Genomic DNA, 15,474 nt, shown 5'->3' with positions numbered 1-15,474 from the left:
CATCTGTCTTTCCAGAATCCGGGAATTTGAGATTACTTCAGCAGATTCACCTCAGTAAATCTCTGATCGAAATACCAAGCATTAGGGAACGTGGTATTGGAACTGAAATTCCCATCCCGCTGGGTAGGCCGATCCGCCTGCAGGACTAAATTCCACTCTCCTATTCCTTCGAAATAGTGAAACTGATAACGATAGGCCACTTTTTCGGGAGTCCTGCTTTTTTTCTCCTTAAGATTTCCCAACTCATCGACTCCGTTCTTTTTTCCGTATCGCTCGATCTGGGTATTTGCAGGAGAGATAGTTAGGACTCCTGCATCGGCTGAGTATTGCCCGGTTTCCCTGACCAGAATGATATCTTCGTAGGCAAAACCAAAATTCCGCTCGGTGTACTGATAGGTCCCGTCCGCAAAAAACTCATACCGGCAAGTGGTGTATCCCGAAGTTCCCCATTCCGCAGCATTAGCAAATAAGGGAGAAACAGAAGCCGAACGGTTCCATTTTCCGATCAATTTTTGATCAATCTGGACGGGAGCCTTGGGGTTGGATACCGAAGCGGGTGGACCGGAAACCTGTGTTGTTGGTGCAGTTGTCGTACTTTGGACAGGTGCTGAGGCAAATTTCAAGGAGCTCCCAAAATCCTCAAAGTCCTTCTGAAATTCCTCCGTATTGGTCAGGAACACCATGCTCATTTTCTTTTTTCCATCGGTCAGCATCAGAAGAATGACGGCTTGGTTTACCTGATTGTGGACAAATGGAGCCACCCGGATTTTTGCCTTCCAACCGTCTTTGTAGTCTGACAAAGATTCTTCGATGGTCTGCCCAGGTTTGTAATTCGATACAATCAGGTCATTCCATTCTTTCTGAAAATCAGTCTCGGGATTTCCGGAAGAAGGTAAGGAAGGATATAACAGAATCCTGGCATAGGTCTTTTTTGCCGGGTTTTCTACCCGATAAGCCAACCAGTCTTGCTGTGCTTCTTTTTTCCAGGTAGAGGCAAGGGAAAAAGAGACGATGTCAAAAGTCTGAACTGATTGGGCTAGAACAGAACTTGAGAAAACCAGAAATATCAATACCAGGATATTTTTCATAACCACGGGTTTTATCTTCCTGTATTGAGTGAAATTTGGAGAATGGCTTGAGCGAAATTTCCGCTTGGAGCAAGATTCCCAGCGACCAAATCTGCTTTTCCGTCACCATTCATGTCAGTTACCAATGGATAAGTATTGGCATCTCCCATGACAATCGGCTTGGAAGGACTTTGGAAACAGGAACCTGTACTCAGTACAAATTGCCAGCTGGCGTCATTGGGATTGAATGAAACAAGATCATCTACCCTGTCCCCATTGAAATCACCTGAACGAAATAGCGTGTTATAATCAATTTTCCAGCCTTGAATCCAAAATTCTCCTTCACAGCCATTAACCGGACTGAAGGTCTGATTCCGATTATTGAAAGCCACAGACCAGCTCCCTTTTTGATTATCCCTAATTGCGATATCAGTGAATCCGTCTCCGTTGAAATCACCTGTCACAGGCTGTGCATTTTCTTTTCCAAAACCCCAACTACTGATCCAAACATTGGGAGTAAAATCAACAAAAGTCCCGTTTGAAAGTGCGATATGCCATTCGCCCGTCTGGTAAAACCATAGTGCCAAATCACCTCGCCGATCCCCGTTGAAGTCGCCGGAAAAAGGAAGAAACTGATCACTGAAATTTGAAGGGAGATTGGAGTACATCTGGGAGTTTGCAAGCTGATGTACTGGATATCCAATATTGTTGATCGGAGATACTGATGACAGCAAACCCACCTGCTTGAGTGAAGGACTTACTCCTAAGAGATCCGGCTTTCGATCCCCGTTGACATCTGCTTCTACAGTCATAAAACCCAACATGCCGATGGAGGTATATTGGGTCCAGTCGTGAGCGGACTTATACTCCACAGAGAATCCATCCGAGCTGAAAAAAAACCAGCCCAAGAGATCATCTAGGTAAAAATCCTTATAGACGATATCCTTAATCCCATCTCCGTTATAATCCACCGCATGGAATGCGAAAGTTTGGCTGGATGGATTGATCTCAGAAAGTCGCTTGGCGTAGTTTGAATTGTTGTAATAAGGAGCAAAAAAGGAATCAGGCTGCGTGGAAGTGATGGTTTGAGTTACCGAACTTGTACTTGTTGTGGTACCGGAGGGACTCAAGGTATTCGTTTTTGTGATCTCCTGAGTAGTCACAGGCTTAGTTGTCCTTGGTCGGATCTGGCAAAATCCAAAACCGGTCAACATCAGGAATAGGATTGAAAGTAGGGCTGACTTTTTCATTTTCTTGCGGGTTTGGGTTGAGGTTTTTCGGGATCTTTTACACAACGACAGGAGTAGCCGTTGTTGGCAATCGTATAGATTCTACCGACGGCATTGGTATTGTAGTGCACGTGGTGATTCCAGAGGTAGAGCAGGCCATAGCGATCATCATAGACAGTAGAAGTCCAGAAATTCCCGTATTGCCCAAGGGTGGTGTATTCCCCATTGTCGAGGCGAGATCCTGCTGGGTGGATTCCAAAACCACTCGAATCATCCCCTGAGAAACTGGAAGCTTTCCAGCCCTGTGAGACTTTCAGCTTCGGAGCGATCTCCCCTCGCTCTCCGGTGCGTTCGAGTTCGGCAGCGGGAATGCCCAGAAATTTCTCCAGTTCATTCCAGTCTTTGTCGGTTGCGACATGCCAACCGAGCGGGCAGAGCTTGCCTGATGCTGCTGCGTAGCCGTTGTACAAAAGGCCGAATTTCGATTTGTTCATCGGGTTGTTTTCGTACACAGCGTATGCACCGCTTTTGGTTTCTTTCCATTGCTTATCATCCAGCCCACTTGCAATCCGTGTAGTATCCCGGTATTGGGTAGTTTTTAGGTTTTCTTTGAACCAATACTGATTACCGATCTTGATGATTTCGTATCGGTTGCTGTCGAGATCATAGACAGGTCTGAGATTGACGTCCAGACTGTCCGCTTTGGGATTGCCTTTGGTCTGAGTTTGTCCAAAAGCAAAGCCTATTGAAAAGAGAAAAAGAAAAGTGAACAAGGGTTTCATAGGATCAGAGGAATTGGGTTTTGCCTAAAAGGGATTGTAGAAACACATAATCAATAGCTTGCTCCAGCTTCTTGATATTCTCAAAATTGATCTGCTCATTGATGTCATAATTGATGCTTACAGATATAAGCTGGGGCACCCATTTGGGTAGTTTGGGATCGAAATAGGCCAAATTGGGCTTCACCAAATAATAGACATCCGGATCATTTTCCTTTTTGAATCCCCTGAATTCCCCTTTGGTCTCTCCACGTTCGATGATTGCCGGTGCGGACAATTCCTCTGGTGACATGGATTCCAAAAGGGCTTCGGTGGATTGGATCAGTTCTTCCTGCGCTCTCAGATTTTCCAGACTTTGGTCAAAAACGCGTTTGCTAGCTGCATCAAAATCGGGATCGATCTCCTTGTGGTAGCTGAGGGATTCTTCGTAGGATTTTTTTAGAAGCGGAATCTTCAGCTTCAAATATTCTCCCTTAGTCAGCGGAACCATCGGACTTTTGTCCTTGTAGGTCAGGATGTAAACCTTTTCTCCCAAGGAATGACTGTCTGAAGGAATTTGGATCTCCCATAAAAGTCGATCCCCCTGCTGCTTAGGACACTTTTCAAGGATAAAATATCCATTGGGATGATCCTCAGGAAGCTCCGCTGGGAACAGGTTAAATGCACCGCCTAGCTCTTGAGAAGCAGAAATCTGATTAACATAAAAAGTCACCACAGCTGAAGTCTCCAGATTGGGAACATAAGCCTGTGGGTTTTTAGGATCTCTTTTGCAGACATATTCCAAAAATCTCATCGACTGACCATAAGGATTGGCCGCCCAATTTTTTCCTTCTCCAAGGGGAATAGAAAAGGAATTGGAGAAACTCAAAACACCTCCAATCGGCGTGTATTTGCCCTTTACGGATTCGTGGATTTTTGCTAATACAGCCCGCTCTTGCGTCACATCCGCGGTACTTAAATTTTGGATTGAGCCGTCTTTGTTGGATTTCCACGAGCCGGGGATTTTGGCAAGTTCTGCCGGTTCGCAATCCTGGGATTTTGCATTTAAAAATGCCAGAAAGCAAAAAAGGAAGACAAAATAGCCTTTCATAATGGGTTTCATGGCTAGTTGATTTTGGTGGTCATGCCCTGAAGTATTCCTTTTCCTTCCATGGAAGGGCCACTGTTCCATCCCCATCGGGCTTCTGTCCCTATTAGGGTTACAGATTTATCGTCTACAAATCCGAGTGTAGCCTTATTGGTATCCTCACTGATAAAATTGGAACCTACGGCTGCTTTTGCCCCAGCTTTCACGCCGATATCCGTGACTCCATTCCCGTCAAACTCAACAAAACCGTAGAGTTCACCTTTCAACTCGGCCTTAACCGGACCCAACTCGGAAGCCTTGGCCAAATCCCAATCAAGGCCGATTTCAACCGAACCCTGGATGATCTGGTCAGTATCCATATTTTCCTTGACGGTGTACTTGAAAAACTTGGAGTCCAGCTGCGTGGTCATCTTGTTGCACTCGATGGTAACGGAACCGATGATCAGGTTCATCTCGCTTTTTTCCTTGCAAGTCATGTCATAGAAATCTCCCAACTTGCCCGAAACCAAACCCAATACCTCTTCCTCCTCCGGAACCTCACAAGGAATTGCAAACCTGACTTCCTGTCCGCCAATCATTCCCAGCCAAGTGATCATCGCCCGGAGTTTTTCCAACTCAAATTCTTCCGGCCAAAGGGTGTATTGGAGATAGTTGAGCCTACGGCTCATGGCAAATCTCCAGTAGTCAATCCACTTCTTGTTTTCATCCCGGAGGAGGGTATTGCTTTCTCTCAGCAGATTATTGTTGAGGTTATCTTTAGTTTGACAATATGCCTTTCTATCTGCATCGGTTGAGCCTTCCCCATCCCGAATATTCTTCATTGCTTCTCTATAAATAAGGCCATGCTTATCCTCTATTTCCCTTAGCATCTCCTCCAGCTTGTCCCGATTGGCAAGTTGCTCCTCGTAGCGCTGCAATTCCAGATCAGGATTTTCCTGATCGTAGTATTCCATTTTTGCTGCGATTTTGGAGGAAAAGACCATCTGCTTTTTTGGGAGGTGAAGGTTGGATTGGGGATTCAGCATTTCTATGGCTCTCTCTTGGATCTTTATTGCATACTCATTCTGCGCAAGAGCAAATTGCTGCTGATACCTAGCAGAAAGCTTTGTGATCTCAGCACGGTAGGCTTCCCATTCGCCTTCTAAGTATTCGCTTTCTTGGACATTCATCGGGTAATCAGGCCAGTTCATATGCCCAAAACCCAAAGGATCTTCGTTCAATTCCGTGGTCCAAGTGATATCCTTTCCAGTGACTTGGTGCCCCAATTCCTTGATTTTTTCTTCCTTCTCAGGGCTATAACCAGATTTGATACTTTCCTTCAGGGCTTTTGCCGCTTCGGTCTTATTGCCTTTTTTCTCTTCAATTACGCTCTTCGTTAGGTTGGCTTGGGAGTGTCCGGGATACAACATGAGTGCGCTGTCGATGTAAGCTTCGGCTTCGGGAATATCTCCCAATCCAAACCAAGCCTGGGCCATGTTATTCAGGACCGTGCTGTTTTTAGGATAGCTGGTATTGAGGTGTTTCAGGATGGGAAGTGCCGCTTCTTCAGCCCCTGCCATGGTGAGAAAAGCCGCGTAATTGTTGAGGTAATCGGGATTGTTTGGGTCAGATTGCAGGGTATTTCCTAAGACCAAAATTGCATAGGCCGTTGAGCCAAACATCCAAAGTCCATTAGCAATCTGGGCTCCTTCAGCTGGTGAACCCGCCATTCCGAAAAGTTCGCTGGCGTTATTGCTTGCTTCAGAGCCCATTTTGGATGAAACTGCCGAATGAACTTTGGCTAGGTAGGGAGCCAGATCAACACCTTTTAGAACAGTTTTTTTTGCTGCTGCGATACGGACTTCATCTTTTTTAGGAAAAATCCTCTCCTCCCCGCTGCCGTCAAATGATCCGGAGATTGCAGTTCCCAACTTATTCAAATCGGGAACCCCAATACCCATTTTCTTCATCATTTCCCTGGCTTCAGGATCCAACTCTTGCATCATCTTTTCCAATTCCTCCTTTGTGGGAGGCCTTTCCTGGGCTAAGACTTGAGCAGATCCAAGCAGAAGAATCCCGAAAAAAAGGATCATTACAGCCAAAAACAGATTTTTCATGGTGTCGGTGAGATATTGATTTCTTTGGAAAGCTAGCCCTAAGCTTACTCTCCCAACATCCTGTAAAAAGGGGATTTTTGATATGAAACAGAGATCAGCGAATCTTCACCAGCAAGTATTCCTCCCCTGCTCCATTGTTGAGATAGAGCAAACGTCCGCCCTTCACCGCCTGGAAATGTGCGTCAAACTGCTGGGTTTTGCCTTGGTAGCGGTTGGTGAGCGTAATGGTCCAATTCGAAATAGTTGAATTCCCTATGTACTCTTGCTGAAAGGTATTCATTGCTCCCACTGCTCCCGTGGCGCCGTTATGAATACTGGAGTAAGTCGGCCCTGTAAAGAAAAATGTAGCACTCGAGGAAGCGATCGTCGCCCCGGCATAGGCTCCAGTGAAGGAATCGTACCATTGGGTCATTTGACTGCCGCCACTTTGCCAGGTGCCGTTCAGGTCATTCGGTCCGATGGCAAACTTGTTGTATCGGCTCATGGCTACCAGATCAGAAGTCCATCGGTCGGATGCTTTTGGAAAAATTTGCCTCATGCTATTCTCATCCACAGTACTTGCAACTGTCAACATTGCGGCATTGGGAGAGACAGTCAAATACATCCCAAGAAATCTCCGCTGCCCTGTCTGAGGATCTTGTCCCCAACCTTCCACATATTTGGGCTGAAGTGAACTGACAAACTCCCCTCCGTCTTGGTAGGCTTTGGTGGTGGTATTGAAGGTAGGCGCCACATGATTATCCCAATAAAAATCCCTGTCCACCACCCCGGTTCCACTGAAATTTTCGATTCGGTAGGGAAGCACAAAAAACAGGTAGACCTTCGTTTCGCCTTTTTGTGCCAACACCCAGTCCGACTGAATACTGGAAATCCAACCGTCATCAAAATTGCTGGTCGTAAACTGAAAACCAGTGAATGGTGCTACCGAAGTCTTTGGAAGAGATGAATTTGAAGAAGGATTTTGAGCTGGGGATTGGGATGAGGCTGGAGGATTTGGAGCAGGAGCTTGTTGATTTACCGAAGGCGAAGTACTTGACCTGGAAGGAGGCAAAGGTGGAATGTAAGCAGGAGCTGTGGGCTGAGTTGAAGTTGGAGTAACTTGCTGGCCTGGCTGGCCTTGAGTAGGTTTTGGAACGGTGTTGGATTTGCCTAGGTAAAAGTTGGTTTCGGCCTTGTCCATGGAAAAATAAATCAGGTAGGCAGTTTGTCCTTTGACCAACCAAGCGATCCGGTCGTCATCCGTGGGTAAAATCTCAAAGCCGGATTTTTCTAACTCAGAAACCAAAACTTCCGCATCAAATCCAGATTGCGGTGTGGGCGGAAGCGTATACACCTCTACCTCACTTATGCTGACATTTGGATCATTCACTTCGGTTTCAAGCAGTGAAGCAGCCGCCACCGTGGATAGAAACCGTTTGTCCTGCTTGCTTCCTTCGGGAAGCTTAAGATTCAATGTCGGAATCTGGCTTGCCGGGATGACATTTTTCTGGGCAAAGACAAAGGCGGGAATCAAAAATGCGAAAAGGAGGAAAAGCCAGGTCTTCATAATTTCCGGGTTTTAGAAAGTCTAAACCTAGGTGAAGTCCTTAGGTCCTGATATCCTGTAAAAACAGGATTTTACACCCTACTCAAAAAATCCTGTAAAACAGGGAGAAGTGAGAGGCTAAAATCGGGTAGGTTTGAAGGAAACGAAAGCGATTCCGAACTGAGGAATCCTTGAAGAATTGAAGTAGATTATTAGGAGTATTTATAGCTCCCTTCCATCCGCCTATGAAGAAATTGTTTTTTCTCATGTTTCTGTTGGTTTCAAAATCCATCCTTGGGCAACAAGTCTTGAATCTGGACAGTCTTCTTGCGCTTTTGCCTAAGGCGAAGGAAGAAATATCAACAGTAGAACTCTACTTTCAAATCGGTCAGCAATATGAAAACTCAGAACCGGAACTGGCCAAGGAGTATTATCGAAAAGGGCTAAACCTGAGCAAGAAAATTGGATATAGTGTCGGCGAGATCAAGTTTTCACACAATTACACCTATGTGCTCAACGTCCAGGGAAATTTTGACTCCTCACTTTATTACAACCTAAAGGCAATTGAAAAGGCTCGGGAGATCAAAGATTCTGTCCAACTGGGAAAAGCCTTGCTTAATACCGGCTCGGTGTATCGCTACCTTTCTGAGTACGAAACTGCCGCAGAATATTACCAACAGGGAAAGATGATGTTCGAAAAAATCGGAGATGAGGGAATGAAAAGCTTTATCCTTAATCTGCTTCAGGTGATGTATTCTGATCTGAAATTACACGATCGGGCCATTGAAGTAGGGTTGGAAGCGATGGAGCTTTATGAAAAAGCCGGGGACCAACGCATGGTCGGGACAGTGATGAACAACCTTGGGTTGTCTTATTCCAAGTTGGGTAAAACTTCCGAGGCAATTGCTCTTTATCGACGAGTCCTGCAAATCGGAAAAGACACCGATGATCTTAATATGCAAGGAACGGCATTATTGAATCTTGGGGATTCCTATGATCAGGAAAATGATGTTTCCGGCATGGAGAAATCGTATTTGGAAGCCTTGGATTTGTTTCGGCAGATGGAAGTCAAAGAAGGAGAAATCATCGCGCTGAGAGGACTGAGCGTTGTTAGGATGTATGAGAAAAATCCGACGGCAGCTCTGGATTTGGCTAAAAAATCGGTCGATTTAGCCTCTGAAACCGAATATCCGCTGGAAAGGCAAAAGTCTTTAGTACAACTTTCGAATGTATATTTTGCTCTTCAAGACATCCCAAAAGCCAGACAGACGGCAAAGGAATCGGAGATTTTGGCAGACCGGCTAGTCAACGAGGAGGTTCAAAGAAAAACCCTCGAAATCGAAAAAAAATACGAAGTTGAAAAGCAGCGAAGCCAAATTCTTGAACTCGAAGCAGCAAATGCAACTCAACTTGCAGTCAATCAAAAAAGGCAACTCCTCATCTGGATTTTAGTCATTTTGGCCTTATCATTAACTGCAATAGCCATTTTGATCCATCGAAAAAATCAGCACAAACAACGGCTTCAGCTTCAGCGGATCAAGGAACTCGAAACCGAAAAACAACTGACTGCAACTGAAGCAGTATTGAAAGGTGAAGAAAAAGAGCGAAGCAGACTTGCCAAGGATCTCCACGATGGATTGGGAGGACTGCTTTCCGGAATCAAATTTTCATTTCAAACCATGAAAGGCAATCTGATATTAACCCCTGAAAATGCCCGGCTTTTTGAACGGAGTCTGGACATGCTGGACACTTCCATTATGGAAATGAGAAGAGTAGCCCACAACCTGATGCCTGAGAACCTGATCAAATTTGGGTTGGATACGGCATTGAAGGATTTTTGCGGCGATATCCAGCAAAGCGGAGTATTGAAGATCAACTACATTTCCATTGGTCTAGAGGACGCTGAACTCGAGCAAAGCACCTCCCTTTCTATCTATCGCATCATTCAAGAACTGGTGAATAACATTTTGAAACACGCGGAAGCCAAACAGGCCTTGGTTCAACTGACCAAAAACGGAAACCTGATTTTGCTGGACGTGGAAGATGACGGAAAGGGATTTGAGCACTCCAAGATGCTGCTCAGCACTGGAATTGGCTGGACCAATATCAAGAGTAGGCTGGAGTATTTGGGGGCTAAATTCACTCTGGATACTGCTCCCGGAAAAGGCAGCAGCATACACATCGAAATCCAATTGCTATGAAAACAAGGCTTTTCATCGTGGATGACCATTACCTCGTGATCGAGGGAATCCGATCCTTGCTTCAGCAAGAAGAAGACATCGAGTGGATGGGGCATGCTTCAAACGGTGAATCCTGTCTGGCTTTTTTGGAAAAAGACGAACCGGAGGTCATTTTGATGGACATCAGCATGCCAGGCATGTCGGGAATTGAGCTTTGTAAAGAAGTAAAAAAGCGCTATCCAGGAATCCGGATTTTGGGATTGAGCACATTTAACCAGCGAAGCTTTGTGGAGAAAATGATCGAAAGCGGAGCAAACGGCTATGTGCTGAAAAATGCGAGCAAGGAAGAATTGCTCAAAGCAATTCAGGCAGCCAAAGCCTTTAAGTCCTATTTGAGTTTTGAGGCAGTGGAAGCCCTGAGAAGTCATACAGAAAAAGAAGTCCCCATTTTGACGCGAAGGGAAAAGGAAGTGCTGGAGCAGATCGCCGAGGGCATGACCAATCAGGAAATCGCCGAAAAGCTTTTCATCAGCGCCACCACAGTGGATACCCACCGAAAAAATCTGATGATGAAGTTTGAAGCCAAGAATGTGGCGGCCTTGATTCATTTGGCTTCCAAAGCCGGAATGATTTGAACTTGAAATCAAATTTTGGAAAAGTTCAAAAGCCCCGAATCCTGAAAATTCGGGGCTTTTGCATTTTAGTTTCCTAACTCATATTTAAGGGTTTTTCCTTTTTCCACCGCAGGCAAACCTTCTGTCATCCAAAGTGGAGCCGGGGCACCTTTGAGGTAATGATCAAAGAATTGGCTTAGGCGAATGGAAAGGTCTTTGGCGTTTTTTCGTTGCACCAGATTGTGATCCTCTCCATTGTATTGAAGTAGCCAAGCTGGCTTATTCAATCGCTTTAAAGCCATAAACATCTCGATTCCCTGATACCAAGGCACTGCCCCATCTGCATCGTTGTGCATGATCAGGACGGGAGTTTGCACTCGGTCCATGGTGAACAACGGGGAGTTTTCGAGGTAATACATCGGTTTTTCCCAGAGCGTACCTCCTATTCGGGATTGTGTCTGTTCGTATTGGAACATGCGGCTCATGCCTGTACCCCAACGGATTCCGCCATAAGCAGAAGTCATATTGACTACCGGAGCACCTGCGCCGGCTGCTTTAAACATATTGGTTCGGGTGATCAGGTAAGCCACCTGATAGCCTCCCCAGCTTTGGCCTTGGATAGCCATATTTTCGGTATCCACTCCGCCTTTGGCAATCACGGCCTGCACACCAGGGATAATACAGTCATAGGCACTTGGTCCCGGAAGGCCAAGATCATACTTGATGTCAGGAACGAAAACCAGGTAATCATTGCTTACGAAATAGGGAATATTAATCGTAGATCTACTTGGAGCTGGAGCGCGGTAATTGTGCAAAGTCTCGCTGTTTCGCTCGTAGAAATAGACCATCATCGGATATTTCTTATTGGCATCAAACCCTTCCGGCTTAAAGAGCAATCCTTGAAGCGGTGTCCCGTCATTGGCCAGGTAAGAAACCAATTCCACACTTCCCCACTTGATTCCAGCCTGCTGAGGGTTAAGATTCGAAGCTTTGGTGAGGGTTTTGAAAGTCAAATCCGTCAAATAGATATCCGGATTTTCACGGTAAGTGGATCGGCGGACAATCACCTGATTGGACTCTTGAGCTTTTCTAAATCCCAAATACCGATGGGCTGACATTAGCAATTGCTTGGGCGCAGTCTGTCCTTCATAATTAGAAGTGAAAAAGCCGTTGTCTTTATTCACTTCATTGAAAGCTGAAAGGATCAGCGGTTCTTTTGGGTCGATGGATCTTTCATCGGCTTTGAGTTGCTCTCTTCTGAACGTGATTTGCTTTTTGCGTCCTTCACCCAAAGTGAGATTGACTGCGGAAGCAGGATTTTTGGGATCAATTTTCCAGATGTCAAATCGATCATTGATCAGAATCGCAGCGTCTCCCGCCAACCAACCCTCTGAACCGTAGCTGCCCGGTAAGGATGGAGAATCATGCAATTCTTCAAAGAAGGGAACCGGAAGCGCCTTGGTCAAATTGATTTTTGCCTGACCTTGAATATCATAGGCCACCCAAGAACTGTCTCGAGGGTCATACCAATAAGCATATTTTCCTTCCGGAGAAAGTCTCGGCGAGCCGGAGGCATTTTTCTCGATCAGTGTCTTTGTTCCGGTTTTGAAATCCAACCAATACAAGTCTCTACCGATCTGAATATCCCAGCTGTAATTTCTTCGATAGGGGGCATCTGTCCAGGCAAGTGCAAAATCCTTGATGATTTTGTTTTCCAACATCACATTCTCTACCTCAGGAGTGCCGAGTTGGGTGATGGAAACGTCACTGAGATTCAACGTCGCCAAATAGGTTTTTCTCTCTTCTTGAGACTTGTTTTTCAACTGCATGGGTTGGATTTCAGACTCCTGCCATCCCCAAATATCCAAGCTGACACGCTCCTCCTCGAGGATAGTCGTATCATTTTCGTAGGCATAATCCACATAATCTCTTGCCACACCGAAAAACAATCGGTTTTCATCTTCCGAGAATCTTACACTTCCATCCGGACTGATTCGGCTATTTTCCAATTTCAAACCGCTCTTTTCTACTTGGATTGCCAGATCCCCTTTTTTCACATCATATATATATAAGGTGTGTATGGGCTTTTTTGCCTTCAGGGAATCATCGGTTGCAATAAAGGCAAGCTTAGCTGACTGAGGCGAGAAGGCTAAATTGGAATAAGTGGTCATCTTCTCATGTACCAGTTTGCTCTCTCCGGTAGCCAAATTCAGGAGGTAAATGGCTGCATTGTCTTCTTTTTCCTCCTCTGCCAAGGTATAGTGAAGATAATCCCCATTGGGAGCAAAACTGTAGGACTTCACCCGCTCAAACTCCCAGGATTTGGTACCGTCAAGTGAGCGAACCAAAAGCTTGGTTCCATCGGTTTTCTTTGGTTTTTCAACTTTTGCAGTCGAATCGGCTTTAGTAGCTGTCGAATCTTTAGGATCATCCTTTTTAGGAAGTTCTTTTTCAAAGTGAATAGCGATCCAGCTTCCTTTCTCAGTCGGAATCGCAAAAGACTTCACTCTTGGTAGTTTTTCAAGTTTTCGAGAGGAAAGATTCAGGATAAAAAGACTGTCTTTGGGCATATCATCCGCTTTCTTCTTTTGAAGCTTCAAAAGTCGAACAGAATCTTTTTGGGCAGTGATTTTCCCGACCGCAAATTGATCATCGGGAGAAAAACTGAAAGAAGTGCCTCTTAGAATAACTACTTTTTGGTCAGGAAATCTAAAAGGAAATACTTCCACTCTTCCATCCCCTTCCTGAGGGGAAATCTGATACCCAACATGCTGTCCATTTTTGGTGATTTTTTCGGAGGAAAGGCTCTCCCAGCCGTCGTAATCTGCGTGAGTCAAGGATCGCTTTTGCTGAGCAAATGAAATTTGCGCCAACATAACCAAGCCAAACACCCACGTCCATTGCTTTACTTGTAACATGGTAATTTTTACTTATTGGTTTAGGGTAAATTCTCTTTCGAAATAACCGCCTCGGGTAGAAGACAGCTTGATTTTTCCTTTCACTGATTCATTGCCTTCCACTTTCACTTTGAAAGTAGCGGTCTTCTTTTCCCCTACTCCGGTGTAGCCAGAATAGATGGTTTTGTCATATAAAGAAGGAGTGGTGATTTTCACTTTGGCATTTTCGTAACCTTTCGTCAACTCCTTGTCAAAATCCAGGGAAACCCGATCTTCCTGTACGATTTTCACCAATTTGGCTTGTTCCAATGCCACAGGGAGTTTTCCAGAATTGGTCCATTCCAAAGTAATTTCAAATTCACCACTGCTGAGTTTTTTAATCTTCAAGTCATTGATTGTCAGCTGAGGTAATCTTTTAGCCATAGCGAGGTTGAATAGCGCCTGCTTCTTTGCCCAATCCTCCAGCTGCCATGCAGGCCCGTTCTGTCCAAAAAACTTGGGATGGAAACCTCCGATTTCCACTTCTCCGAGTTGTGGGTGATTCAAGGGAGTCCAAGGCTTGAATCCCTTGCTTCCATTTGCCTCATCATCCCACATCAATCCATCATAATCATCGTAAATCCCATCTCCGTCATAATCCTTCATGGCGCCATTGTTCCAAAGCTCATCGCCATACCAGATACTGCCGTAGTAGAAATATCCAAAATCCGGTCCATGCCCAAATAGCGGTTCGGGCTTCAAAGGATCTCCGGTCATGGAGTTGACTTTATATCGTGTCGCATACGTTTCGTACACATCCCCTGCCCATGGATATGCGGTGTAGGAAAGTCCAAGCTGATCCATCTCTTTATAGATAGCCAAATCCTGAGGATACATGCGCTCCTCTGATTTGGAAGTCGAAGGTGGACGCAAGTGCATCGGCACACGCGTATCCATGGAGTTGACTACAGAAATATTGGGATGGCTTAATACCCAAAGCGCCGTTGATCGAGTTTCTATTTCACTGAGAGGGTATTCCCCGGCGCCAAACTGGGTATATCCCCGACCTGTCAGGTCTCCGCCTGTATTCGGTCTCCAGTTTTCAGGGTAATTACGGTGAAGATCCAATCCTCCAATCCCATCTTCATTGAAACTTCCATCCCCATCATTGTCGATGCCTTCCGTGTATACCAGATAATCTCCCTTACCGGGAAAAGTCCTTTTCATTAATCGCCCCTTCGGATCTTTAGGATCGATGACAAAATTTGCTTTTTCCTTTTCTTCAGGCGTTATGGCCTTTTTTCTCATCTGGTAAATAATGCCATCACCATCCAAGTCTTCCTCCGGGTCTTCATCAAGCAATCCATCTCGGTCAGTGTCGTTTGGTCTGACAGTACTGCGGTTCCTTTGCTCTGTAAACAAATACATGTTGGAACCGTCAGGATTGTTTTGCGGACGTAGATAAATAGCTTTCGTATCGATCAGGGAGGTGATTTCCGGGTCTTTCCCATAGTTCTCCAACAAGTGCTGTGTCAGCCAAAGGATAGATTCGCTGGAAGTGATCTCCCCAGAATGGCGGCCTCCTTCAAAATAGGCTGCGGGCTTATCCGTATCTTTTCCTGTCTTTTTATTGGTAATGGTCATTTGGTAAATCGGCCTCCCTTCAAAAGAATGCTCAATCACATACAGGTCCACGATATTAGGAAACTGCTGAGCCCATTTTTCATACCAATGGTACATCACATCCACGGTATGGTATTTATCAAAGGTTAGCTTTTCACCCGGGGTGTATTCGACTTCCGGAAAGACAAACTTCTTAAAAAAGGAAGGCCCGTGTCTTTCTCCAGAAACGGTATAAAATTTGGATTTCTCATTTTTTTCAGGAAAAGCCTTTTCTGGCTGAAAAGACTTAACCTGAGCGGTCGCCATTCCTGAGATAAGGCAAGCAGTCGAAAAGAATAGAATCTTTCTCATGATTTTTTTGGTTGGTAGGTAAAAATAAAAAGAGGCCATTAGCCTCC

The 15,474-nt window shown here is 45.2% G+C and carries 10 protein-coding genes; 2 read left to right on the top strand and 8 right to left on the bottom strand.

Annotated elements, in window-relative coordinates; all coding sequences use genetic code 11:
- Positions 1-32: 32 nt before the first annotated feature.
- The 6 genes from DDT91_RS11435 to DDT91_RS11410 all read right to left on the bottom strand — a co-directional run bounded on the left by DDT91_RS11435 (position 33) and on the right by DDT91_RS11410 (position 7,804).
- Positions 33-1,088 carry a hypothetical protein gene (locus DDT91_RS11435; protein ID WP_187176318.1) on the bottom strand — a complete coding sequence of 352 codons (1,056 nt, stop codon included), beginning with the start codon at positions 1,086-1,088 and terminating at the stop codon, positions 33-35.
- An 11-nt stretch (positions 1,089-1,099) separates the two neighbouring features.
- Entirely contained in the window at positions 1,100-2,317 is a 1,218-nt protein-coding gene (locus DDT91_RS11430) for a VCBS repeat-containing protein (RefSeq protein WP_187176317.1), read from the bottom strand.
- Positions 2,314-3,078: a fibrobacter succinogenes major paralogous domain-containing protein gene (locus DDT91_RS11425; RefSeq protein ID WP_187176316.1), complete on the bottom strand. Its 765-nt coding sequence runs from the start codon at positions 3,076-3,078 to the stop codon at positions 2,314-2,316. Before DDT91_RS11425 ends, DDT91_RS11430 begins: the two co-directional genes overlap by 4 nt.
- A gap of 4 nt (positions 3,079-3,082) precedes the next feature.
- Complete coding sequence (locus tag DDT91_RS11420) at positions 3,083-4,177, bottom strand: hypothetical protein (protein ID WP_187176315.1); 1,095 nt, start codon at positions 4,175-4,177, stop codon at positions 3,083-3,085.
- A 2-nt stretch (positions 4,178-4,179) separates the two neighbouring features.
- Entirely contained in the window at positions 4,180-6,258 is a 2,079-nt protein-coding gene (locus tag DDT91_RS11415; RefSeq protein ID WP_187176314.1) for a M48 family metallopeptidase, read from the bottom strand.
- A gap of 94 nt (positions 6,259-6,352) precedes the next feature.
- Entirely contained in the window at positions 6,353-7,804 is a 1,452-nt protein-coding gene (locus DDT91_RS11410) for a hypothetical protein (RefSeq protein ID WP_187176313.1), read from the bottom strand.
- A 224-nt stretch (positions 7,805-8,028) separates the two neighbouring features.
- Between DDT91_RS11410 and DDT91_RS11405 the strand changes: the two genes are divergently transcribed.
- Both DDT91_RS11405 and DDT91_RS11400 read left to right on the top strand, forming a co-directional pair.
- On the top strand, positions 8,029-9,984 hold the full coding sequence (locus tag DDT91_RS11405; RefSeq protein WP_187176312.1) for a tetratricopeptide repeat-containing sensor histidine kinase: 1,956 nt from the start codon (positions 8,029-8,031) through the stop codon (positions 9,982-9,984).
- Positions 9,981-10,598, top strand: a complete 618-nt coding sequence (locus DDT91_RS11400) for a response regulator transcription factor (protein ID WP_187176311.1) — start codon at positions 9,981-9,983, stop codon at positions 10,596-10,598. Before DDT91_RS11405 ends, DDT91_RS11400 begins: the two co-directional genes overlap by 4 nt.
- A gap of 65 nt (positions 10,599-10,663) precedes the next feature.
- On the opposite strand, the gene DDT91_RS11395 is transcribed toward DDT91_RS11400, so the two are convergent.
- Positions 10,664-13,495 (bottom strand): prolyl oligopeptidase family serine peptidase, encoded by a 2,832-nt coding sequence (locus DDT91_RS11395; protein WP_187176310.1) that lies wholly within the window; start codon positions 13,493-13,495, stop codon positions 10,664-10,666.
- 12 nt (positions 13,496-13,507) lie between these two features.
- On the bottom strand, positions 13,508-15,427 hold the full coding sequence (locus tag DDT91_RS11390; protein ID WP_187176309.1) for a M14 family metallopeptidase: 1,920 nt from the start codon (positions 15,425-15,427) through the stop codon (positions 13,508-13,510).
- Positions 15,428-15,474: the final 47 nt, after the last annotated feature.

The sequence above is a fragment of the Algoriphagus sp. AK58 genome, from assembly GCF_014324365.1.
Lineage (GTDB): Bacteria > Bacteroidota > Bacteroidia > Cytophagales > Cyclobacteriaceae > Algoriphagus.
The sequence above is the reverse complement of the archived record's forward strand: the minus strand, read 5'-3'. Positions and strand labels throughout refer to the sequence as shown.

Excerpts from the sequence above, each read along its gene's own strand:
- DDT91_RS11435 (WP_187176318.1), bottom strand. The coding sequence starts at position 1,088 with ATGAAAAATATCCTGGTATTGATATTTCTGGTTTTCTCAAGTTCTGTT.
- DDT91_RS11430 (WP_187176317.1), bottom strand. The coding sequence starts at position 2,317 with ATGAAAAAGTCAGCCCTACTTTCAATCCTATTCCTGATGTTGACCGGT.
- DDT91_RS11425 (WP_187176316.1), bottom strand. The coding sequence starts at position 3,078 with ATGAAACCCTTGTTCACTTTTCTTTTTCTCTTTTCAATAGGCTTTGCT.
- DDT91_RS11420 (WP_187176315.1), bottom strand. The coding sequence starts at position 4,177 with ATGAAACCCATTATGAAAGGCTATTTTGTCTTCCTTTTTTGCTTTCTG.
- DDT91_RS11415 (WP_187176314.1), bottom strand. The coding sequence starts at position 6,258 with ATGAAAAATCTGTTTTTGGCTGTAATGATCCTTTTTTTCGGGATTCTT.
- DDT91_RS11410 (WP_187176313.1), bottom strand. The coding sequence starts at position 7,804 with ATGAAGACCTGGCTTTTCCTCCTTTTCGCATTTTTGATTCCCGCCTTT.
- DDT91_RS11405 (WP_187176312.1), top strand. The coding sequence starts at position 8,029 with ATGAAGAAATTGTTTTTTCTCATGTTTCTGTTGGTTTCAAAATCCATC.
- DDT91_RS11400 (WP_187176311.1), top strand. The coding sequence starts at position 9,981 with ATGAAAACAAGGCTTTTCATCGTGGATGACCATTACCTCGTGATCGAG.
- DDT91_RS11395 (WP_187176310.1), bottom strand. The coding sequence starts at position 13,495 with ATGTTACAAGTAAAGCAATGGACGTGGGTGTTTGGCTTGGTTATGTTG.
- DDT91_RS11390 (WP_187176309.1), bottom strand. The coding sequence starts at position 15,427 with ATGAGAAAGATTCTATTCTTTTCGACTGCTTGCCTTATCTCAGGAATG.